Annotated in this window: 19 protein-coding genes, 4 tRNA genes and 2 riboswitches; of the genes, 17 read left to right on the top strand and 6 right to left on the bottom strand. The window is 54.1% G+C overall.

The window, feature by feature from the left end; translation table 11 throughout:
• Positions 1-38: 38 nt before the first annotated feature.
• Positions 39-806, top strand: a complete 768-nt coding sequence (locus tag KTN04_RS00500) for a pseudouridine synthase (RefSeq protein WP_328515940.1) — start codon at positions 39-41, stop codon at positions 804-806.
• Between the two features lie 101 nt (positions 807-907).
• On the opposite strand, the gene KTN04_RS00495 is transcribed toward KTN04_RS00500, so the two are convergent.
• Positions 908-1387 carry an S-ribosylhomocysteine lyase gene (locus tag KTN04_RS00495; protein WP_217333246.1) on the bottom strand — a complete coding sequence of 160 codons (480 nt, stop codon included), beginning with the start codon at positions 1385-1387 and terminating at the stop codon, positions 908-910.
• A 266-nt stretch (positions 1388-1653) separates the two neighbouring features.
• Between KTN04_RS00495 and KTN04_RS00490 the strand changes: the two genes are divergently transcribed.
• Entirely contained in the window at positions 1654-2961 is a 1308-nt protein-coding gene (locus KTN04_RS00490; protein ID WP_217333245.1) for a DEAD/DEAH box helicase, read from the top strand.
• Between the two features lie 121 nt (positions 2962-3082).
• On the opposite strand, the gene cspE is transcribed toward KTN04_RS00490, so the two are convergent.
• Positions 3083-3289 (bottom strand): transcription antiterminator/RNA stability regulator CspE, encoded by a 207-nt coding sequence (gene cspE, locus KTN04_RS00485; RefSeq protein WP_217333244.1) that lies wholly within the window; start codon positions 3287-3289, stop codon positions 3083-3085.
• A gap of 412 nt (positions 3290-3701) precedes the next feature.
• Between cspE and mtnN the strand changes: the two genes are divergently transcribed.
• From mtnN to KTN04_RS00435, 10 genes are all read left to right on the top strand, one after another.
• Positions 3702-4466, top strand: a complete 765-nt coding sequence (gene mtnN, locus KTN04_RS00480) for a 5'-methylthioadenosine/S-adenosylhomocysteine nucleosidase (RefSeq protein WP_217333243.1) — start codon at positions 3702-3704, stop codon at positions 4464-4466.
• Between the two features lie 38 nt (positions 4467-4504).
• Positions 4505-5692: a pyridoxal-phosphate-dependent aminotransferase family protein gene (locus KTN04_RS00475; protein WP_217333242.1), complete on the top strand. Its 1188-nt coding sequence runs from the start codon at positions 4505-4507 to the stop codon at positions 5690-5692.
• 29 nt (positions 5693-5721) lie between these two features.
• The gene (locus KTN04_RS00470) at positions 5722-6591 is read left to right on the top strand and encodes an NAD(P)-dependent oxidoreductase (RefSeq protein ID WP_217333241.1); all 870 of its coding nucleotides are present in this window, start codon (positions 5722-5724) and stop codon (positions 6589-6591) included.
• A 61-nt stretch (positions 6592-6652) separates the two neighbouring features.
• Complete coding sequence (locus KTN04_RS00465; RefSeq protein ID WP_217333240.1) at positions 6653-6796, top strand: hypothetical protein; 144 nt, start codon at positions 6653-6655, stop codon at positions 6794-6796.
• 62 nt (positions 6797-6858) lie between these two features.
• Positions 6859-7173, top strand: a complete 315-nt coding sequence (locus KTN04_RS00460) for an excinuclease ABC subunit C (RefSeq protein WP_217333239.1) — start codon at positions 6859-6861, stop codon at positions 7171-7173.
• A gap of 7 nt (positions 7174-7180) precedes the next feature.
• Entirely contained in the window at positions 7181-9010 is a 1830-nt protein-coding gene (gene uvrC, locus KTN04_RS00455) for an excinuclease ABC subunit UvrC (protein WP_217333238.1), read from the top strand.
• 32 nt (positions 9011-9042) lie between these two features.
• Complete coding sequence (pgsA, locus tag KTN04_RS00450) at positions 9043-9591, top strand: CDP-diacylglycerol--glycerol-3-phosphate 3-phosphatidyltransferase (RefSeq protein ID WP_217333497.1); 549 nt, start codon at positions 9043-9045, stop codon at positions 9589-9591.
• 97 nt (positions 9592-9688) lie between these two features.
• Positions 9689-9764 (top strand) — tRNA-Gly (locus tag KTN04_RS00445).
• Positions 9765-9782: 18 nt separating this feature from the next.
• Positions 9783-9856 (top strand) — tRNA-Cys (locus KTN04_RS00440).
• A gap of 102 nt (positions 9857-9958) precedes the next feature.
• A tRNA-Cys gene (locus KTN04_RS00435) sits at positions 9959-10032 on the top strand.
• A gap of 145 nt (positions 10033-10177) precedes the next feature.
• Here KTN04_RS00435 and KTN04_RS17240 read toward each other — a convergent pair.
• The 4 genes from KTN04_RS17240 to gap form a co-directional block, all read right to left on the bottom strand.
• Complete coding sequence (locus tag KTN04_RS17240) at positions 10178-10795, bottom strand: trimeric intracellular cation channel family protein (RefSeq protein ID WP_217333237.1); 618 nt, start codon at positions 10793-10795, stop codon at positions 10178-10180.
• Between the two features lie 30 nt (positions 10796-10825).
• Positions 10826-10920, bottom strand: a riboswitch (glycine riboswitch).
• Between the two features lie 3 nt (positions 10921-10923).
• A riboswitch (glycine riboswitch) is annotated at positions 10924-11015 on the bottom strand.
• A gap of 42 nt (positions 11016-11057) precedes the next feature.
• Positions 11058-11291, bottom strand: a complete 234-nt coding sequence (locus tag KTN04_RS00425) for a hypothetical protein (RefSeq protein WP_217333236.1) — start codon at positions 11289-11291, stop codon at positions 11058-11060.
• Positions 11292-11374: 83 nt separating this feature from the next.
• A tRNA-Leu gene (locus tag KTN04_RS00420) sits at positions 11375-11460 on the bottom strand.
• Between the two features lie 104 nt (positions 11461-11564).
• On the bottom strand, positions 11565-12569 hold the full coding sequence (gene gap / locus KTN04_RS00415; protein ID WP_217333235.1) for a type I glyceraldehyde-3-phosphate dehydrogenase: 1005 nt from the start codon (positions 12567-12569) through the stop codon (positions 11565-11567).
• 144 nt (positions 12570-12713) lie between these two features.
• Between gap and KTN04_RS00410 the strand changes: the two genes are divergently transcribed.
• The 5 genes from KTN04_RS00410 (at position 12714) to KTN04_RS00390 (ending at position 21131) form a co-directional block, all read left to right on the top strand.
• Positions 12714-13373: a DNA-binding protein gene (locus KTN04_RS00410; protein ID WP_217333234.1), complete on the top strand. Its 660-nt coding sequence runs from the start codon at positions 12714-12716 to the stop codon at positions 13371-13373.
• A 42-nt stretch (positions 13374-13415) separates the two neighbouring features.
• Positions 13416-13850 carry a response regulator gene (locus KTN04_RS00405; protein ID WP_254262269.1) on the top strand — a complete coding sequence of 145 codons (435 nt, stop codon included), beginning with the start codon at positions 13416-13418 and terminating at the stop codon, positions 13848-13850.
• Between the two features lie 78 nt (positions 13851-13928).
• Positions 13929-14603: a response regulator gene (locus tag KTN04_RS00400; RefSeq protein ID WP_217333233.1), complete on the top strand. Its 675-nt coding sequence runs from the start codon at positions 13929-13931 to the stop codon at positions 14601-14603.
• Between the two features lie 45 nt (positions 14604-14648).
• Positions 14649-14948, top strand: a complete 300-nt coding sequence (locus KTN04_RS00395) for a hypothetical protein (RefSeq protein ID WP_217333232.1) — start codon at positions 14649-14651, stop codon at positions 14946-14948.
• Positions 14949-15179: 231 nt separating this feature from the next.
• Positions 15180-21131: a DUF4011 domain-containing protein gene (locus KTN04_RS00390; protein WP_217333231.1), complete on the top strand. Its 5952-nt coding sequence runs from the start codon at positions 15180-15182 to the stop codon at positions 21129-21131.
• The last annotated feature ends 287 nt before the right edge of the window (positions 21132-21418 follow it).

Raw genomic sequence — 21418 nt, 5'->3', positions numbered from 1 at the left:
TTCTTTTCTCTGACATGCCTGCCGTCTGCGAGTTCCCCGTGTCCGATACTGCTAGCCTGGAAATTCTCTACGAGGATGAATACCTTGTTGCCGTCAATAAACCTGCCGGCTTGCTGGTTCATCCCAGCTGGATTGCGCCGGCCCGCACGCCCAACCTGGCTGCTCAGCTGAAACTGCGCTACCCGAACGAGACGGTTCACACGGTGCATCGGTTGGACCGCGCCACGTCTGGCGTCATTCTATTTGCTCGCAACAAGGCCGTTGCTCACAGTCTTCAGCAGCAATTTGCCGAGCGGCAGGTGCAGAAAACTTATCTGTGTGTGGTGCGTGGATGGGCCGATGAGGAAGGCGTGATTGACTATGCGCTCAAGCCGATTCACGACAAGATCGCCGAGCCCCACGCTAACCCCGACAAGGAAGCGCAGGACGCAGTTTCAGCTTACCGGCGCATTGCCAAGGTTGCGCTGCCGATTCCGGTCGGCCGCTATCCCGAAGCGCGCTATTCGCTGGTTGAAGTCAAGCCCACAACCGGGCGAAAACATCAAATCCGACGCCACATGAAGCATATCTTGCATCCGATCGTGGGCGATACCAAGCATGGAGAGGGGCGTCATAACCGACTGTTTCGCGAGCATCTCGATAGTCATCGGCTGTTGCTGATGGCCGTGGGCATCGAGTTCGAGCATCCTGTCAGCGGTTGTCGCCTCAATATTCAGGCGGGAGTGGGGGATGACGTGCGGGAGTTGTTCGAGCGTCTGGGTTGGAGAGAGGGATATCCGGTTACCGCTGCCGTCGCGCAGCGGTAACCGGAAACGAATCAGGACAGCCAGTTGTCCGGATCGTTTTCGTCAGCAAAAAAGGGATATCCGGTTACCGCTGCCGTCGCGCAGCGGTAACCGGAAACGAATCAGGACAGCCAGTTGTCCGGATCGTTTTCGTCAGCAAAAACCTGTGGCCAATCTTCGCGTCGACTTAGCATGTCGCGCGCAACGGCCTTGGCGCCTTCAAGGTCGTGGCTCGCAGCCCAGCCACACTGTAATTCGTTGCAGGCGGGTACTTCAGTGGCAACCAGCACATCTTCCAGTGTGCGTGCGAATACATCCAGAATTTCGTTGTAGTCGTCGTGATTCAGTACCGAGAGGTAGAAGCCGGTCTGGCAGCCCATCGGGCTGAAATCCAGCACACAATCCAGGTGGTTACGAATCAGCTCGGCAATCATGTGCTCCAGCGAGTGCAGCGAGGGCATCGGCATGTGTGCCTGATTGGGCTGGCAAAAACGGACATCATATTTGTGGACCCGGTCCTGCTTGCCTTCGGTCACACCGACCAGGCGGACATAGGGTGCCACAACTTTGGTGTGGTTGAAGTTAAAGCTTTCGACGTTCATGTGGAGTCCTTTAAAAACAATTGGTTATGATAATCGCTTAACGTGTTTTGAAGCCGGAAGCCCGGATCAATCACCGCGTCGACACGTCTGTCGGTGCATATCATAACAGAGCGCGAGGAGGCTGACAGGTTCCCAGATTGAGATGGCGGGCGGCGCTGCTCTCCTGTAAGCTTGCAGTCCTCGATATCCCGGACATTTCTCACCTCTGCGTCGCCTCTCGACGGTCTGTCGGATATTTCTGTTGTAAATCAAGAGATTATTGTTGCATGAGTTTTGCTTCTCTGGGGCTGTCTGCTCCTTTGCTGAAAGCAGTAGCTGATCAGGGCTACAGTACCCCTTCACCGATTCAGGAGCAGGCGATTCCGGCTGTTCTGGCCGGACGGGATGTCATGGCGGCCGCACAGACGGGTACGGGTAAGACCGCCGGTTTCACGTTGCCCATGCTGGAACGCCTGATGGCAGGCAAGCCTGCTCGGGGCAACCAGGTGCGTGCGCTGGTGTTGACGCCAACGCGTGAACTGGCCGCACAGGTGGGCGAAAGCGTGTCCATTTATGGCCAGAACCTCAAGCTGCGCTCTGCAGTGGTGTTTGGCGGGGTCAAGATCAATCCGCAGATGATGCGTTTGCGGGGCGGCGTCGATGTGCTGGTCGCTACGCCGGGGCGCTTGCTGGATCTGTATCAGCAAAATGCCGTGCGTTTTGATCAGCTTGAGATCCTGGTGCTGGATGAAGCGGATCGAATGCTGGATATGGGGTTCATCAACGATATCCGCAAGATTCTAAATCTGATGCCCAAGCGACGTCAGAACCTGATGTTTTCGGCTACGTTCTCCGATCCGATTCGCAAGCTGGCCCAAGGTATTGTGAACGATCCAGTTGAGGTCTCTGTGAATCCAGGGAACAGCACAGCAGATACCGTTACGCAGTGGCTGTGTCCGGTCGACAAGAAGCGCAAGCCGGAGTTGCTGTTGAAGCTGATTGGCGAAAATCAGTGGGAGCAGGTACTGGTTTTCACCAAAACCAAGCATGGTGCCAACAAGCTGACACGCTATCTGGAAGGCTTTGGCGTCAAGGCAGCAGCCATTCACGGCAACAAGAGTCAGGGTGCGCGGACGCGTGCCTTGGCTGATTTCAAATCCGGCGCCATCACCACGCTGGTTGCGACCGATATTGCGGCGCGCGGACTGGATATTGACCAGTTGCCGCAGGTCGTGAATTTCGAGCTGCCCAATGTGTCTGAAGATTACGTGCACCGTATTGGTCGTACCGGGCGTGCCGGCGCAAAGGGGCAAGCGGTTTCCCTGGTGTGTGAGGAAGAGCTCGAGTTTTTGATCGGGATTGAGCGTTTGATTCGCCAGACTGTTGAGCGTCGGACAATAGAGGGCTTTGAGCCGGTGCATCCGCTACCGGAGAGCAAGGGTGCCAAAAAACCGGGGCGTCGCAGTGGCAGTAACCGCGGCCAGTCGCGCCCGCACAAGGAGCATAAGGATGGTCAGCGGCCTGCGGGCAGTGCGCAGGCGCGCCGTCGCTCCCGTCGTCCGCGCAGTACTCAGCCTGCTGCGGCTGTCAGCTGAATTTACTCTACAGTCCCCTGTCAGAGTTTCTGACAGGGGGCTGTACTTGTACTTGGAGCACAAAGGACATGCACAAAAAAAGCGACCTTGGGTCGCTTTTTTTATCTCGACTCTGTATGGATTACAGAGCGACGATGTTTTCAGCCTGAGGACCTTTCTGGCCCTGAGTCACTGTGAATTCGACTTTCTGGCCTTCCTGCAGAGTCTTGAAGCCAGATCCCTGAATGGCACTGAAGTGTGCGAAAACGTCCGGGCCGTTTTCCTGCTCGATGAAGCCGAAGCCCTTAGTTTCGTTGAACCATTTTACAGTGCCGGTAGTAGTAGACATGCTATCTTTCCTATAATTCAAATATTTTCGGGCTCGGGCCCGATATAAAGCGCTAAAAAGTGATGCTATCTACTTCAGTAGACCCATGAAGAATAAAACGACGAGGCGTGATTTCAAAATAGGTCCCGGTAAATATCGTCTTAACTTTCAAGCGATTTCATTCTATAGAGATCAACATGCGTGTCAATCTTTATTGATGCTCGCTTTGGTATAGGGTACACGATACGTACCCGATATTAATGGTACGCTTGGTGTTGTGATTAGCTTTCTGCACAGCGTGCTGATCCGGTGTCACTCGGGTTTTGATGCATGAAAGGGATGTGTGCCCATTACGTCGTAAACAATTGCCAATTCAGACAGCCGTGGTAGCATGCGTTTTTGCCCACAATCACGCCAACACTAGTCGTATCCGATGACCAAAAAAACCTTTTTTGCCGATTCTCTTGCTTCACTTTCACGCCCACCTCGCATCGCCCTTATCGGTGCCATGGATCAAGAAGTCGAGCTGCTGAAAAACAGCCTGGATGAGCTTGAGGCCCAGAACCTGTCAGGCTTTGACTTCTATACGGGACGCCTCCATGGAGCAGAGGTGGTGTTGCTCAAATCCGGTATCGGCAAGGTAAACGCTGCCATCGGCACAACGCTTTTGCTGCAAACCTTCGCGCCGGACTGCGTGATCAATACCGGCTCTGCCGGGGGCTTTGATTGCTCGCTAAATGTCGGCGATGTCGTCATTTCGGATGAGGTGCGCCATCATGATGTGGACGTAACAGCCTTTGGCTACGAGCCGGGGCAGGTGCCGGGCTTGCCGCCCGCTTTTGCGGCAGATCCGCTATTGGCTCGTCTGGCTGAGGAGTGCATTGCGCTGCTGCCACATACTCGTACCGTGCGTGGATTGATTGCGACAGGTGATAGCTTCATGAGCTGTCCGGATCGTGTTGCGCATACGCGTACTCTGTTCCCGACCATGCAAGCGGTTGAAATGGAGGCTGCAGCCATTGCGCAGACCTGCTATCAGTTCAATACACCTTTTATTGTCATTCGCGCGTTATCTGATATTGCCGGTAAGGAGTCCAATCTGTCGTTTTCACAGTTCCTGGAAACGGCGGCAAAACACTCTGCCGAGATGGTCATGGCCATCGTCGCACGCATTACCGAATATAAAAAGTCACGCTAAGTCTGTAATGCAATCTTTTGAAATATAAGGGAATAAAAATGATCAAATCCTTTCATCCTCCATTGCGTACACTCATGGGTCCAGGGCCCTCGGATGTGCACCCACGTGTGCTCGCCGCCATGGCTCGACCGACCATTGGCCACCTGGATCCGGCCTTCATTGGGATGATGGATGAGATCAAGCAGCTGCTGCAGTACGCGTTGCGCACCGAGAATGCGCTGACACTGCCGGTATCCGCGCCTGGCTCGGCCGGCATGGAGGCCTGCTTTGTTAACCTGGTCGAGCCTGGCGACAAGGTTATCGTCTGCCAAAACGGCGTGTTCGGTGGTCGCATGAAGGAAAATGTCGAACGCTTTGGTGGTGTCGCCCTTATGGTAGAAGACCCCTGGGGGGAGGCGGTCAGCGTCGACAAAGTGAGAGCATTGCTTGAGCAGCATGACAACATCAAGGCATTGGCCTTCGTGCATGCTGAAACCTCAACCGGCGTTCAATCCAATGCCAAGGCATTGTGTGCTTTAGCGCGTGATTATGGCTGTCTGAGCATTGTGGACGCTGTTACATCGCTAGCAGGTATCGAGCTAGAAGTGGATGCCTGGGGTGTTGATGCCCTGTACTCCGGAACACAAAAATGCCTGTCGGCTCCCCCCGGGATCTCGCCGGTGACATTCAGTGAGCGTGCGCTTGAGGCTGTGCGCAATCGCAAGACCCGTTCCCCCAGTTGGTTTCTGGACAAGAACCTAGTGATGGGTTATTGGGGTGGCGGGCAAAAGCGCGCTTATCACCATACGGCACCAGTAAATGCGCTTTACGGTCTGCATGAGTCGCTGGTGATGCTGCAAGAAGAAGGAATTGAAGCATCCTGGCAGCGTCACATGCATCATCATACCGCCCTGCGTTCGGGGCTGGAGGCCATGGGTCTGGAAATGGCCGTGGCTGCGGACGTGCGCTTGCCGCAGCTGAACTCGGTCATGATTCCCGATGGAGTCGATGATGCTGCTCTGCGCGGGCGCCTGCTATCCGATTACAGCCTGGAAATCGGTGCAGGGCTCGGTGCCCTGGCTGGCAAGGTTTGGCGTATCGGCCTGATGGGCAGTAGCTGCTCTCGCCGTCACGTCATGTTGTGCCTGGATGCGTTGGAAAATGCACTGGTAGAGCAGGGCGCGGATGTTACCGCCGGTCGTGCAGCTGCTGCAGCGGCTGCCTGCTATGCCGAGAGCGTGGCCTGAACCGCGTGACCTAACAGGGAGGAAGCGTCATGAATATTGCATTTATCGGTCTGGGCGTCATGGGATTTCCCATGGCAGGTTACTTGGCAGCAGCCGGTCATCAGGTGTGTGTTTACAACCGCACGATTGCCAAGGCAGAAGCTTGGGTGCGTGCGCACTCAGGCTGCCACGCAGCAACTCCGGCCGAGGCTGCCAAGGGAGTCGATATCGTTTTCACGTGTGTCGGCAATGATGAAGACCTGCGTGAAGTCACCCTTGGAGATAAGGGGGTGCTGCACGAAATGAAGCCGGGCGCTATTTTGGTGGATCATACCACAGCCTCGGCAGAAGTTGCGCGAGAGCTGGACCAGGCTGCGCGTACGCGTGGATTGGCTTTTCTGGACGCGCCGGTTTCCGGTGGCCAGGCCGGTGCCGAAAGCGGTGCCTTGAGTGTAATGATTGGTGGTACCGAGACGGACTACGCGCGGGTGAGACCTGTGCTGGGTGCCTATGCTAAGTCTCAGCGACTGCTCGGTGAAGTGGGAAGCGGTCAGCTTGCCAAAATGGTCAATCAGATTGCCATTGCCGGCCTTGTTCAGGGGTTGGCGGAGGCGGTACATTTTGTGCGGCGTTCCGGACTGGATGGCGAGGCTGTCTTTGATGTCATTCAACACGGAGCAGCAGGTTCCTGGCAGATGGTGAACCGTCACCAGACCATGCTGGCTGATAGCTACGACTTCGGCTTTGCGGTGGACTGGATGCGCAAGGATTTGCAAATTGCGCTCAATGAGGCACGCCGCAATGGCGCGCGTCTGCCAGTGACCGCACTGGTTGACCAGTTCTACGCCGATGTGCAGGCCGAGGGTGGTGGTCGACTCGACACTTCCAGCCTGCTCAAAAGGCTTGAGAAAGGGCAATAAAGCTCCGATAATGCCGAGTTTTATGCCCACCTATCAGAATGATTACAACTGAGGTAGTTCCATGCTCGATATCGACAAGTACAGCCTGATGTCTTTTGCTCCCAGCATCATGATCGTTGCGTCCATGCTGGTTATCACTTTCTTTGGCATTCGCTTCATGAAGCGTGAAATGGCCAAGGATGCCGCCAAGGCTCAGCAGAAGTAACATGCTGTCTTGCGCCCGGTTTACCGGGCGTTTTCCACCCTGTCTGCGCCCAAGGAGTCATCATGACCATCAATACTCGCCCCAGAACCAACCCGGTCCCGTCGCCCGGCGAACGAGAGCGTCACCCGCTGTTGTCGGATAATGACATCAATACCATTCTGGTTAACGGCGCACAGATTTCACTTAGCAAATTAAAGCGTGCACGCTCCTTTGATGCGCGACTTTATTATTATGCCGAAATCGGTGTATATCTCGAGGTTTCCCTGTCGCGTGGCGCGGGTATCCTAGATGCTACGCGTGAGCAGCTTGAGCGCATTCATACCGAAGCAACGCACCTGCATATGGATGCCAACAAGACGCTCAATGCCGTAGGTTGATATCCACTTGTCTGAAAACGCGTTTGACAGCAAGGCTTTCCTCAAGGATTTGACTCGCCGGCCTGGCATCTATCAGATGTATGATGCCGAAGGAAAAATTCTGTACGTCGGTAAAGCTAAAAATCTGCGCAATCGCGTCAGTAGCTATTTCCGTAGCAGCGGTCTAAGCCCCAAGACTCAGGCGCTCGTGGCTAGAATATGCCATATCGAGGTTACTGTGACCGGCAGCGAGACGGAAGCGTTGCTGTTGGAGCAGAATCTGATTAAACAGCAGCGGCCGCCGTACAACATTCTGCTGCGAGACGACAAATCTTACCCCTATATTTTTGTATCTGATCGGGATGTTTACCCTGCCATTCGGTTTCGGCGTGGCGCAGGCAAAAAGCAAGGGCGTTACTTCGGCCCGTACCCCAGCTCCAACGCGGTCAAGGAAAGCCTCAACCTTTTGCAAAAGGTCTTTCGCATACGCTCATGTGAAGACAGCTTTTTTCGTAATCGGTCACGCCCTTGTCTTCAATATCAGATTCAGCGTTGTACGGCGCCCTGCGTCGGCATGATTTCAGATGTCGAGTACCGACAGGATGTGCGTAATGCCATGCTGTTTCTGGAGGGGCGCAGTCCTGAAATCATGCAGCAGTTGGCGGTTGATATGGACGATGCATCCAGGGCGCTGGACTTTGAGCGTGCCGCTCAGCTACGCGATCAGATTACTGCGTTGCGACAGGTGCAGGAGCAGCAGTACGTATCCGGGCAGGCAGGAGAGGCCGACGTTTTCGGATGTGTTGTAAAGCCTGGCGGAACGTCGGTGCATGCGCTGTTCGTGCGAGGCGGTCGCGTGATTGGCAGCAAGGCTTATCACCCTCGAGTGTCGGTAGAGGATGCGGCGGATGAGGTGCTGTCTGCATTTGTTGCACAGTTTTATCTTTCGGGCCCTCGTGAGATTCCTTCGCTGATCATTACGACTGCTGAACTTGCCGATCGCGAATGCTTGCAGCAGGCGCTTGAGCAACACCGTGGCCGCAAGGTCAGCCTGCAGCATAATGTTCGTGGTGACCGCGCTGGCTGGCAGCGCCTGGCATTGACCAATGCCGAGCAGCAGCTCAGCAGCTACTTGGCCAGTAAACAGAACATGCACAACCGTTTTCTGGCACTGCAGAAGGAGCTTGGGCTTGCGGATACGCCTTCCCGGCTTGAGTGCTTCGATATCAGTCATAGCTCGGGTGAAGCAACGGTGGCTTCCTGTGTGGTATTTGATCGCGAAGGCCCCAGGAAGCAGGACTATCGTCGCTTCAATATTGACGGTATCACGCCGGGCGATGACTATGCGGCCATGCATCAAGCACTGGAAAAGCGTTATGCCGGTGTTATTCGTGATGAAGGGGTTTTGCCGGATCTGCTGATTATTGATGGTGGCAAAGGGCAGGTAGCGCAGGCTATGGATGTGTTGCGCGGTCTTGAAATAAGGCATGTGCGGGTGGTGGGTATTGCCAAGGGGCCTACTCGCAAGGCCGGATTTGAAATCCTCATAGATGGCCAAACAGGGGATGAGGCTATTTTGGCTTCTGACTCTCCTGCATTGCACCTGCTACAGCATATTCGTGATGAGTCGCACCGCTTTGCCATTGTGGGTCACCGGGCGAAGCGAAACAAGGCGCGCCGACAGTCTCGACTGGAAGATATTCCCGGCGTCGGGCCGAAAAGGCGGCGCGAACTGCTGCGTTATTTTGGCAGTCTGAAGGAAGTGGAGAGTGCCAGTATTGAAGAAATCGCTAAAGTCTCTAGTATAAGCCGGACGCTTGCACAGGAAATCTATGCAACCCTCCACCCCGAAAGTTGACCTTGATGTAACGGGATATTCACTTGCTCACGATTAAAATACCCAACTTGCTGACGTTGCTGCGCATTGTTTTGATACCGGTGTTCATACTGGTCTTTTATCTGCCCTATGCCTGGGCACCCTGGATGGCCTCTGCCATTTTCGGTCTGGCAGCCATTACGGATTGGTTTGACGGCTATCTTGCACGGCGCCTTGATCAAAGCTCTCCTTTCGGAGCCTTTCTGGATCCGGTGGCTGACAAATTGATGGTTGCCGCTGCTCTGATTTTGCTGGTAGAGGCCTTTGAAAGTCCGCTTGTCACAGTGCCCGCCACGATCATCGTTGGTCGTGAAATCGTGATTTCAGCCTTGCGTGAATGGATGGCGGAGCTGGGGCAGCGCGCCAGTGTTGCGGTATCCATGATCGGGAAGCTTAAAACCACGTTACAGATGGTGTCCATTCTGGTGTTGATTGCGGCACCCTTGGACTCGATACTGTCCTGGGTTGGAATAGTCGCTTTGTACGGCGCCGCAGTGCTGACACTGTGGTCGATGGTGGTGTATCTTCGAGCCGCCTGGCCCCACCTCAGTGATGATATTTAAGTAAGTGGTTAATTATTAAGCGCTTTTTTGAACTTTTTTTTCTTAATACAGTTGACACTCAAGCTGAGGTCTCTATAATACGCACCATTGTTGAGACGCGGGAATAGCTCAGTTGGTAGAGCACAACCTTGCCAAGGTTGGGGTCGCGAGTTCGAGTCTCGTTTCCCGCTCCACTCAACAATAAACGTGATGGCTGGATGGCAGAGTGGTCATGCAGCGGACTGCAACTCCGTGTACGCCGGTTCGATTCCGACTCCAGCCTCCATTCAACTCTATGAGTGTGAATGCACGTTTAACCTACCGAATATGCTCGACCGAGCAATTGGTTGTATAAAGGCTGAATAGCCTGAATCAACCTTTTTATGATGGCTGGATGGCAGAGTGGTCATGCAGCGGACTGCAACTCCGTGTACGCCGGTTCGATTCCGACTCCAGCCTCCATCAATTGATTATCAGTCCTACTCGCTTTTTTGCTCGCAAGAAGAGTCGCTGCTTTTCTACTGGCCTCTTAGTCACTCCATGTCTCAAGCAAATGCGCGTTAAAAAGGGCGCCGTAGGCACCCTATGGTTGACTGATTCTGTGGAGTCACTTCCAGCGCTCGGGCTCATAGCAGAAGGTCGGCAATGACCAATGCCAATACAGAGCGGATAGGCGGAGGCTGAGGCCAAAGGCGAATGATGCTGCAAGATTGATATCCTGATCAATCCCCAGTGCATTTAGCTTCAGGTAGAGCAGGGCGACCAGCAGGGAGACGCTGGCGTATAGTTCGTGCCTGAATACAACAGGAACGCGCTGGCATAGGATGTCACGCAGGATGCCGCCAAATATGCCGGTAATCATCCCCGCCATGACCACAACAGCCATATTGTATTCCAGCTCCAGGGCGACGTTGCAGCCAATGATCGTGAAGGCGATAAGTCCCATGGCGTCCAGCAGCAGAAACAGCTTGTGCAGATGGTGCATGAAGCGTGCGATGACGATCGTCAGCAGGCCGGCCGAAACGGTTAGATAAATGTAGGGCGGGTGTTGCGTCCAGGAAACTGGAAAGTTGCCCAGTAAAATGTCGCGAATGGTGCCACCGCCAAGTGCGGTGATAAATGCAATGACGCCAACGCCAAAGATGTCCATATTGCGACGGCCTGCGGCGAGCGCGCCGGACATGCCTTCGGCGGTAATGGCAATAATATAGATGTAGGTGAGCACGAAAATACCTCCCGATCGGGTGTTGTTTTCGCCTCTCCCTCTGTCCGGTTACCTGAGAGTTTGCGCAGCGATGACTGCGTTGCCCCTTCGGTGGGCCTTGATGGCCTCTCTCCAGTCGACGTTATCCAGTTGCGGTCGCAGTACATGTGCCTGAGCGATTATGGGAGTTTGCGCCTTCGGCGGGGCGACTGAATTCCGCCCTCTCTCCTGCGAGGAGGGGATTATAGGCTGACTGAGTGTAATACTCCAATAGACTTGAGTATCAACTGCGACGCTTGATGTCCTTTATGAGTCCGCTAAGGTCCAGCCCCGTGTTGGCGGCCAGGGCATCGAGGTCGTTGTAGGTTGGCGGTATGCGGGAGCGGGGCTTTTGTGTTTCCAGGTTCTGTTGTTGCTTTTTCTGCTCGACTTTTTTTTCAAGGTCTAGCTTTATCTTTTCCAGCTGCTCGAGGCTAAGGCTCATCAGAAAAGCAGAAACTTCACAAGTATCTATCATGATGGAGTAAACCTGGGCAATACACATGCCAATGAGGATCAGGACGTCACATTAATACAGGAAGGCATGGCGGCGTATGGATGTGGTGCCCGGAACCGGACTCGAACCGGTACAGCCTAAGGCCGAGGGATTTTAAATCCCTTGTGTCTACCAATTTCACCATCCGGGCTGGGGGGATACGCCGTTAAAAAGCATGTGCCTTTTTAATCAATGCGTTAAGGGCGCATTGTCGCGTTGAAATCGACAAATGTCAATCGACAATGCGCATTTGACTTATAGCTGCGCCATGCGTGCGGCGGTATCCAGCATTCGGTTGGAGAAGCCCCACTCGTTATCATACCAAGCAAAGACTTTTACCATGCTGCCCATAACCTGGGTTTGCAGGCTATCGAATACGCAAGAGGCGCTGTGATGGTTGAAATCGATCGAGACCAGAGGTGTTTCGTTAAACTCGATGATATTGCTCATGTTGCCGCGGGCGGCATTGAGCATCAATTGGTTGACTTCATCCCGCGAGGTTTCACGTGCGGCGGTGAAGGTCAGATCTACCAGGGAAACGTTGGCCGTCGGTACGCGAACGGCTAGGCCGGACAGGCGGCCATCCAGTTCCGGCAGGACCAGGCCAGCCGCGCTGGCAGCACCGGTTTTGGTCGGGATCATCGACAGTGCAGCGGCGCGGGCGCGGTACAGGTCGGTATGATATACGTCCGTCAGGTGCTGGTCGTTGGTATAGGCGTGGATGGTTGTCATCAGTCCCTGTTGAATGCCGAGCCCGTCATTCAATACCTTGGCCATCGGTGCCAGGCAATTGGTGGTGCAGGATGCATTGGATACGATCCGATCATCCGCGCCAAGGCTCTCCTCGTTCACGCCGAATACGATGGTGGCATCGGCACCCTTGGCGGGTGCGGATACCAGTACCTTGCGGGCGCCTTGCTGCAGATGAATTTCAGCTTGTTCGCGCGCGGTGAATCGGCCGGTGCATTCAAGGACGATATCAACGTCATAATCCCTCCAGGGCAGGGCATGCGGATCAGCCTGTTGCAGCATGGGGATTGCGTATTCACCAACCTGCAGATGCCCGTCAATGGCCTTTACCGGCCACATGAATCGCCCGTGTACGGAGTCGAACTCGGTCAGGTGGGCGCTGATAGAGGCGTCACCAAGATCATTGATGGCGACCACCTGGAATTCGTCCTGACGACCGCTTTCAAACAGTGCGCGCAGAATGTTGCGGCCAATGCGGCCATAGCCGTTTATTGCAATTTTAATGGGCATTAGAGTTACTCCTTTTCTCAATCTGTTGTCATCATAAATGAATTTGCTGTGGTGGTATGCAGGGAATTGCTTGCACCCGGGCGAGCAAGCGCGTTTAATACGCATCACAATTGATACATATCATTAGTACATATTGAGTACTTTATGGCCAAGAAAAACGATACACATAGCCGCGCCATTGAAGTGGCGGATCAGCTGCTGTCGGAGGGTATCCGGCCGACTCAGCAGAACGTGCGCGAGCGCCTTGGCAGCGGTAGCCTGACAACCATCAATCGCGCCCTGAATGACTGGTGGCACACACTCGCTGCGCGCATTCAGCGCCGTAATGAGCATCCAGAGCTCCCTGAGCCCGTTATCCAGCTAGCGGATAAAACCTGGAATCGAGCACTGGCCTATGCCGAGCATCGCTTCAACCAACAGCGTATTGAGCTGGAGCAGAAGCAGGCAGAACTTCGGCAGGCTTCTGATGCACGACGGTATGACGGCGAATCAGCCTTGCTGGCCGCTCAGCAGCAAAATGCACGACTGCTGGAGCGGTGCGAGCAGCTGGCAGATGAAAAGCACCAGCTTGAGAAGCGCATTCTTGAGCTCGAGGAAGCTCAAATTCGACTGACAATGGAGCGTGATCAAGCTATGCACGAAGTACGACAGCTGGAAAAGCTTGGCGATCGTCAGGGGTTAAATGATGAGGCCATGATTGAGCTCCGCGTGCGTTCGCGTATTCAGGAAGAAGAAATCGAGCGTCTGCGTCGTCAGAACGATCGTCTGAGTGGCGAGAATGCGTCTCTAAAGGCCGGGCTATAACCGCATGTATTACTCTATGATTACCCTGTAAGGTGCTGAAATATGGAGTTTTTCCTGGAAGCCGACATGCGAGTGGAACAGGTCAAAGAGCGCCTCAAGTCATGCTGTTATGGTGATTCAATCAGCTGCCGTGATGCCGCCTTGTTTGAAGTTGCCAAAGCGGTCCTGGTGCGTGAAAAACTGCCGGGGTTGACCATTCAGTTGCTGGACCAAGGTGACTATGTCATCCGTTCAGTGACAAGCCGCAAGCGTCGCCAGGAGCAGCAGGACCGTTTTACCGACCGTCAGGAGACCGTTCTCAAGGCGCTTGAAAAAGTACTGGCACACTGTGAAAAGGAAGGGATTCATTTGATCGGTTTCAGTGATGATCTTGTTGCCATTCCGGCGCACCTTGATGACGGTACCGGTCTTTCGGCGGAAGCGATCGACCTGGATACTTCGGGTGTCTATCGTGGTGCCGAAAGTCACTTGACCTAGACCAAAGGGGAAGTGCTCCTGCATGAGTGGGCGACACCAATCTGTTATGCTGCATTCAGATTTTGAAGGAACCCGAGAATGAGCAAAAAAATCCGTATCCTGCTGGTTGATGATCACTCAATTGTACGTGCAGGCTTTCAGCACATGTTGCTTAAAGAGGCGGATATGGAGATCGTCGCGGAGGCAGAAAACGGCAGTCAGGCCGTTGAGCTGTATCGTGAAGTCAAACCTGATGTGGTCGTGATGGACCTGGCCATGCCCGCGGACCATGACAATACCGAGGCGTCCTCGACATCCGGGGGGCTGGATGCGATCAAGCGTATCATGCTCGGCGACCCGGATGCGCGCATTCTGGTGCTCACCATCTGGGAGGCCAGCCCTTATCCCTCACGTGTTGCCGAAGCCGGCGTTAAGGGTTACGTCACCAAGCGTTGTGCGCAGAATGAACTCGTTCACGCTGTGCGTGAAGTCAATGCGGGGCGCGAGTATTTTTCATCGGCGATCAGTCAGCAGATCAACCAGGATGCTGCCGGCGGTGCCGATTGCTCTCCGATCGCGCAATTGACGCGCCGTGAACTGGAGATTTTCACCCTGCTGGCCGAAGGGCGTAGCGTCAATGCGATTGCCGAAAGCGTTTTTCTCAGCCCCAAGACCGTCCATGCCCACCGTGCCAACATTTTGCGCAAGCTCAAGCTCAGTAATGGCTCAGAAATCATTCACCTGGCCCTGCGTTCCGGAATCATTCAGGCCTGACTGGGGTCTATACTAGGAGAGATACATTCAGCAGCAGGTGAAGCCATGACCGTATCTGAAGTGCGTGATATCGGTACGGAGATGATTCTGGAATCACATCAGCTATGGATGGTCATCCCCGTCGGAACCTTGGTCCAGATTGAAGCGGATCTGATTGACCACAACCACAAGGTGCTCACGAAAGGGCGCCTGTACGAAGTGTTGGCCAAAACCGACCCGTCCCCGTGCCACCAGATGTTTGTTGTCCAGTCAGAACTCACCAGTGAGTTGGTAGAGCTTCATCCCGGCTTGATTTGCAACTACCTGGACAGCATTGCCGCCCAACCTCCCGCGAATTTTCATTAACGGTGGGGTAGGCTGCTCGGCGCGTGTATTTATCCTGATGGGAGGAACAGGGAAAACATGAACAACTATTCTTCACTGCTATATGCCGCTGAATTCAACACGATTTAACCAGGCTGAACTTGAGAGTTGAGGGTCAGGCGACTACGCCTTAACCTGGCAGGCTGATTGCTTGGCTTGGGAGCATATTTCGTAAGCCGATACGATGTTTCAAGGATCAAAAAGGACGTTAACATGGAGTTGCACCTCAATTGCGAATTGGCCTCCACCTTCTCTTTGGCGGCGCAACAGAACGCCTATCCGTTGCTCAAGCGTGCGCTGGTTTCAGCACCTGAGGCCACTGAAGGCGAGCCTTCTGGGAGTATCACTGATATTCGGATACGGCTCACCAGTGATCCCGTCTTCTTTGAACCGGAAGAGTGGTTAATAGACCGCTTGGCTGCGGGACAGTCTGCAAAACTGCAAGAACGACCACTAAAGCCCCAGTTCGAGAAGCTGACGGGCCTGACAGAGGAGATGCAGGTTCAGCTGACATTTGCCGCATCCTATATCGATGCAGAAGGGCAGTCACGGGAGCTGACTTCTCATTATGAAGTGAGTGTGCTGCCAGGCGATTATTGGGGCGGTGAGTCTCGTCAAGCTGAGTTGTTGGGTGCTTTTGTGCAGCCTAATGTCCATGCCGTTGAAGCGTTGACCGCAAAAGTCGCACAAGGATTGCGTGATGATGGTCAGAACAGTGCTATCGATGGTTACCAGTCGAATACCCGCGAGCGGCCATTCTTGTTCGGTGCTGCGTTGTGGGCCACGCTTTTCAACGAACGTTTGATGTACCTGTCGCCACCGAATGGTTGGGCAAAACAGGGGCAGCGCATCCGCCCGGCCAAGGATATCCTGGAGCATAAAACCGCTGCGTGCCTGGATACGTCTGTCCTGTTTGCGAGTTGCCTCGAAAATATGGGGTTGAACCCCGTTATTGCGCTAACCAAGACCCATGCGTTTGCCGGTTTCTGGTTGATTGATGAATGCTTTCCGGTGCTAACCAACGATGACCCCATCGATTTGAGGAAGCGCATGGATACGTCTGACCTTGTCATGTTCGAGACGACGCTGGTCACCAACGATTCACCCGTTACGTTTAAGCAAGCTATTGATCACGCGAAAACCTTGTTGGAAGAAGACAAGGAATCCGACTTTGTCATGCTGATTGATATCAAGCAGGCACGGGCACGTCGAATCAAACCCATCGGTATCATTGAAGAACGCCCTAAAGACGCACCCGAAACAGACAGTAAAACCGTTGCGCGTGTGGTGTCGATCGGTATAGACGGTCCACCGCCACTGCCACCGGTGCGCGGGGACGAGCGGGTTTATGAAGAAACACCAGAGACACGGATTGACATGTGGCAGCGTAAGCTGCTGGATTTGACCAAACGCAACCCGCTGCTGAATGTAAAACAATCGGCGCTGAAGCTCTTTTGTCCAGACTTGGGCAAGTTGGAGGACATGCTGGCCGCTGATCAAATATTCGGATTTGTGTCAGCCGAAGATACACCGCTCGTGGATGAAGAACGCAGTGCCGAAGCATTTCGGTTATCGACAGGCGAGGACTTGCATCGGGAATTTGCGCTGCAACAGCTTGATAACAAAAAGCTCATTGTGAATGAGACGGCAAAACGAGCCGAAACCAAGCTGATCGAACTGCTGCGTAAAGCCAAGAACGACCTGGAAGAGGGGGGCAGCAATACGCTGTTTTTGGCAATCGGGATGCTGCGCTGGAAGGAAACTCCTGAAAGTGACAAATCGTTCCGTGCCCCGCTGATCTTGTTGCCGGTGAAGCTTGAGCGCCGCAGCGCGCAGGCACCGGTCAAGCTCTCTCAGCTGGCTGACGAAGAGCCGATCTTCAACTTGACGCTGATCGAGATGCTTCAGGCGGATTACGACATCACGCTGGATCAGCTACGCAATGACCTCCCTAAAGATGAATCCGGTGTCGATGTCGAGGCGATCTGGAATATCGTTCGTGCGGCCATCCAGGAACAACCTGGATTTATCGTGGTGGAGGAAATTGTTCTCGGCTCATTTTCCTTTGCCAAGTACCTGATGTGGAAAGACTTGCGTGACCGCACGGAGCTGCTCAAAAGAAGCCCGTTTGTGGAGCATCTGATTGAGCGCCCAACGGCTGCGTTCAATCAGGATCATCGCTTCATCGAACGTGATCGTGTGGATGAGAAAATTTCGCCGGAAGACTTCTATGCACCCCTGAACTGCGACTCTTCTCAAATGGTGGCGGTTGAGGCTTCATCTCACCCTCAAGACTTTGTCCTGGAAGGCCCACCCGGAACAGGCAAGTCGGAAACCATTGCCAACATCATTTGCCACAACCTGGCGCAAGGGCGAAAGGTCCTGTTTGTGGCTGAAAAAATGGCGGCGCTCCAAGTGGTATACCGTCGCATGGAGAAGATAGGACTGGCCCACCTGTGTCTGGAATTGCACTCCAACAAGGCCAACAAGAAATCGGTGTTGGACCAGCTGGGCGGAGCCTGGACGCGGCGTCAAAGTGCCTCCCAGAGTGACTGGGTCGCCAAGGCGCAGAAGCTGGAACAGGTTAGGCACGGGCTGAATAGCTACGTTGTTGAATTGCACCGCCCCCATGCACTTGGCTTGTCTGCCCGTGATGCGATGGCGAGGGTGGTCCGTTTTTCCTATGAGCATCCGTTACGCCTGGATTGGCCTGAAGACCTGCTTCAGGCACCCATCACAACTGAAGCTGAGCTCGATCCTTATTTGGAGACCGCACGAGAACTGGGGATCGCTTTTGGTGAAATTGAAGACCTGGAGCCGGATCACTTTGAATCGGTTACTCAACAGGAATTTTCCAACCAGTGGCGTACCTCTCTGGTGACCTTTGCAAGGCGCATCAGTGCGATCGCCAAGCAGGCTCGTTCCAATGCAGAGACGTTATTGGAGGCCTTGGGGGTTCCCCTAGATCACATTTCACCAGATAAGCATGTGCAGTTGGCCCGTTTGGCAGAGTTGTGCGAGTTTGTGATGCGTTTTGATGTTGTTTTTGCGCTCCAACAAGGAGGGCTCGCACGTGTCAAAGCGTTAAAAGAATGCGTGCCCTTACATGCTCGGTTGCAAGAACAGATCCGGGATTTTGGGCATGGTCTCAAGTGGAACATGCTGGAGGACTGCGCCTGGGATCAATGGATCCAACAGCGCAATGACGCAACAGGCCTGTTCGGGTTTTTTAAACGTCGGAGTCTGCGTCAGCAAATGTGCGCACAGGGTCTCGAGAAGATCTCGGACTTCAGCATTCTGGAGAAGGCACTTGCCGCTCGTGAGACGTTGCAAACGCTCAAAAAGAGTGCAGCTGAACTTGAGGGTAGCAGTATTTGGGCAGGGGTAGATTCAGAGGCAGAAGAATTAGAGCGAACTCTGGCCAATGGCATCAAAGCGATGGAGCTGTTCAAGGCATTCATTAGCACCTTTGATGATCCTGCCATTCCATTGCGCAAGCTACGTTCAGTGCTCGTGGAAGGGCGAGACTACCTCACCGAAAATACACCGCTGGTCAAATTGTCTCGGACGGTGGCTGATGATGCAGCGCAGCTGGCCGAGCTGGTGGAAGAAGCGGCACAGTTGCAAGTCACCATCCGTCAGGGAGATGACTTGGCTACAATCGCAGCAGACTTCGCAGTGATTGAGCAGCAGAGCGAACGCTTGAACCGATGGTGTCGATGGCTGGGAGCGAAACAAAAAGCGGCTCAGTATCAGCTTGAGCCACTGTCACAGGCCCTAGAAAATCGCGTCATTGTCCCTCATGCATGTGAAGATAATGCAATGACGGCGCTCTGCATTTGGCTGGCTCCGAAATTAATCGACCAGAGTCCTTCACTGGTGCAGTTCGCAGGCGCTTCGCATGAATCAACCATCGAGATGTTCAGGGAGCTTGATGCGGAGGTCGCCGAGACAACTGCTGATTATATCCTGGCGAAAACAGCGGGTGCTGTGCCCGATCGTAACGCACCCAATGCGCCGGCGGAGTACGGCGTGCTGGCACGTGAACTCACCAAGAAAACCCGCCACAAGCCGGTGAGGGCGCTGGTCAAGGAAATGGGAGCGGCACTGACGGATCTGACGCCCTGTTTCATGATGTCTCCGCTATCCGTGGCGCAATTCCTGCCGGCAGATTTTGCACTCTTCGATCTTGTGGTATTTGACGAGGCCTCACAGATCACCACTTGGGATGCCGTTGGTGCGATTGCGCGTGGCAAGAACGTCATCGTGGTTGGTGACCCCAAACAGATGCCGCCCAGCAATACCTTCGGGCGTAAGGAAGAAGAGGATTCGGATGAAGGTGACCTGGAGTCCATCCTTGATCAGGCTCTGGCCGCACGCTTGCCCCATCTGCGCTTGACGGGCCACTACCGCAGTCGTCATGAAACGTTGATCGCATTCTCTAACTCGCATTACTACGAAAACCAATTAAGGACTTTCCCGTCGGCGGAGACCAAAGAGAGTGCGGTGACGTTACACCGTGTTGACGGGGTCTATGCCAAGGGCCGTGGACAGACGAATGTCATTGAGGCGCAGGCCGTGGTCGCGGAAGTCGTCAAACTGCTGACGGCAACGTTGCAGGGTGCGCCAGTGCGAACGATGGGTATCGTGACCATTAACTCGCAACAGCAGCGCATGATTGAAGACCTAATGGATGAAGCACGTCGGAATAACCCTGAACTGGAGCGCTTCTTTACTGCAACCGATACCTACGATCCGCTGTTTGTGAAGAACCTGGAATCGGTTCAGGGTGATGAGAGGGATATCATCATTCTTTCTCTGACGTATGGCCCCACTGAACCTGGAGGCCGCACCATGAGCATGAACTTTGGACCGTTGAACAAGACGGGAGGCGAGCGCAGACTCAATGTTGCGGTAACGCGTGCAACAACTGAAGTGTTGTTATTCACCAGTTTTGACTCTTCCATGGTGGATCTGTCGCGAACCAAAGCGACGGCCGTGGAGCATTTGAAAAACTATCTCGAATTCGCAGAGCGTGGGCCTATCGCTCTCGCTGAATTTAGTACGGCCAATTATGGTGTGGACCAGTTCGACTCACCGTTTGAGCAGGCTGTCGCGATGACATTGCGCGAAAGGGGTTGGAAGGTCCAAACCCAGGTTGGGGTATCCAAATTCCGAGTGGATCTGGGGGTTGTGCATCCGGATAAACCGGGTGAGTACCTTGCTGGTGTTGAGTGTGATGGGGCAACCTATCATGGTTCACCCTCGGCACGGGATCGTGACCGGGTGCGCCAGGTTATTCTGGAAAATCTTGGTTGGCGTATTCTTCGACTGTGGTCGACCGACTATTTCCAGGAGCCGGAGTACGCAATGAAGCGCTTGCACGAGCGTCTGGAAAACCTCTTGGCGGAAGACCGACAAGCTGCCGAGTGTGCCGCATCTGCTGAAGCGGAAATACTCGAATCAGCCGAGACCAAGACCGAGCAGGAACAGGAACAGGAACCTGAATGGGTTGATGCGCCGCAGAAAGTAGCTGGCAGAGCGGAGATCGGTCAGCGTCATGAGGCTCCGGAGCTAAGTGCTCATCAACCTGAAGCCTTTGATGAGACCGTACAAAATCGTGCTGTTTTGTCCCCGACGTCCGCTGATACGATGCATCCCGTCGATGGTGATGTTCTGGCAGACCTTCCTGCATATGACAAGGAGTGCTACTTCCAGGTGGAACATCGGGATAATTTGAGTGCATTGGCGCGTGCCGTGCTTCAACGGAAAAATGGCATTTCGCTTCACGAGCTCACTCTAGATATTGCCCAGAAGCACGATTTGAATCGAAGTTCTCGCAAGCAGCGACAGCACCTGCGCGACGTAATTGCCGGTTGGGCCGGTTTCTGGGATGGTGAAGATGAGAATACGACGGTTTGGCTGTCGCCAGAGGACGTGTGTGATGAGATCCCGTGGCGAGGTTTGAACGCTTTTGGTCAGGAGCGTGACTGGAAGGGATTGTGTTACCAGGAGCAGATAGGTATTGCTCGTGCAGCATTGGCGGCACAACCAGAAGACCCCGTTGACTGGCTGTTCAATGAGTTCAAGATTGGACGCCGGCATCCATCTACCACGAGCACGTTTGAAGCATGGATCCGTGATGCTCAGAACCTTGTGGGGTAATCGAAGTATTCAGTCTCTTTAACACCTGCAAGGCCGGGGTGAGAGCGTGAACATTTTTAAGTATGTATCACGTTCTCCAGATGGCTGATATTCATAGCCGCCAGCCGTTGTTCCAGGCGGGTGCTGGCTTTCTTGGTCGTTTCTCGACGTTAACTGGTTGAAGGCGACAGGCGCAGTGTAGCCAGATTATTGGCCACCGTGTGGCCCCGGCGGATGTCTGCAGGTGTCCTCACGCACCGCGACATCAGGATATAAGGATATATTTCAGCCAGTGAAGCCCAACGGGA

It is taken from the genome of Marinobacterium weihaiense (assembly GCF_019061305.1).
GTDB classification, from domain to species: Bacteria; Pseudomonadota; Gammaproteobacteria; order Pseudomonadales; family Balneatricaceae; genus Marinobacterium; species Marinobacterium weihaiense.
The sequence above is the reverse complement of the archived record's forward strand: the minus strand, read 5'-3'. Positions and strand labels throughout refer to the sequence as shown.

What these genes read in the sequence shown, in the direction of transcription:
- KTN04_RS00495 (WP_217333246.1), bottom strand. Translation starts at nt 1,387, where the DNA reads ATGAACGTCGAAAGCTTTAACTTCAACCACACCAAAGTTGTGGCACCC.
- KTN04_RS00490 (WP_217333245.1), top strand. Translation starts at nt 1,654, where the DNA reads ATGAGTTTTGCTTCTCTGGGGCTGTCTGCTCCTTTGCTGAAAGCAGTA.
- cspE (WP_217333244.1), bottom strand. Translation starts at nt 3,289, where the DNA reads ATGTCTACTACTACCGGCACTGTAAAATGGTTCAACGAAACTAAGGGC.
- mtnN (WP_217333243.1), top strand. Translation starts at nt 3,702, where the DNA reads ATGACCAAAAAAACCTTTTTTGCCGATTCTCTTGCTTCACTTTCACGC.
- KTN04_RS00475 (WP_217333242.1), top strand. Translation starts at nt 4,505, where the DNA reads ATGATCAAATCCTTTCATCCTCCATTGCGTACACTCATGGGTCCAGGG.
- KTN04_RS00470 (WP_217333241.1), top strand. Translation starts at nt 5,722, where the DNA reads ATGAATATTGCATTTATCGGTCTGGGCGTCATGGGATTTCCCATGGCA.
- KTN04_RS00465 (WP_217333240.1), top strand. Translation starts at nt 6,653, where the DNA reads ATGCTCGATATCGACAAGTACAGCCTGATGTCTTTTGCTCCCAGCATC.
- KTN04_RS00460 (WP_217333239.1), top strand. Translation starts at nt 6,859, where the DNA reads ATGACCATCAATACTCGCCCCAGAACCAACCCGGTCCCGTCGCCCGGC.
- KTN04_RS00425 (WP_217333236.1), bottom strand. Translation starts at nt 11,291, where the DNA reads ATGATAGATACTTGTGAAGTTTCTGCTTTTCTGATGAGCCTTAGCCTC.
- gap (WP_217333235.1), bottom strand. Translation starts at nt 12,569, where the DNA reads ATGCCCATTAAAATTGCAATAAACGGCTATGGCCGCATTGGCCGCAAC.
- KTN04_RS00410 (WP_217333234.1), top strand. Translation starts at nt 12,714, where the DNA reads ATGGCCAAGAAAAACGATACACATAGCCGCGCCATTGAAGTGGCGGAT.
- KTN04_RS00405 (WP_254262269.1), top strand. Translation starts at nt 13,416, where the DNA reads ATGGAGTTTTTCCTGGAAGCCGACATGCGAGTGGAACAGGTCAAAGAG.
- KTN04_RS00400 (WP_217333233.1), top strand. Translation starts at nt 13,929, where the DNA reads ATGAGCAAAAAAATCCGTATCCTGCTGGTTGATGATCACTCAATTGTA.
- KTN04_RS00395 (WP_217333232.1), top strand. Translation starts at nt 14,649, where the DNA reads ATGACCGTATCTGAAGTGCGTGATATCGGTACGGAGATGATTCTGGAA.
- KTN04_RS00390 (WP_217333231.1), top strand. Translation starts at nt 15,180, where the DNA reads ATGGAGTTGCACCTCAATTGCGAATTGGCCTCCACCTTCTCTTTGGCG.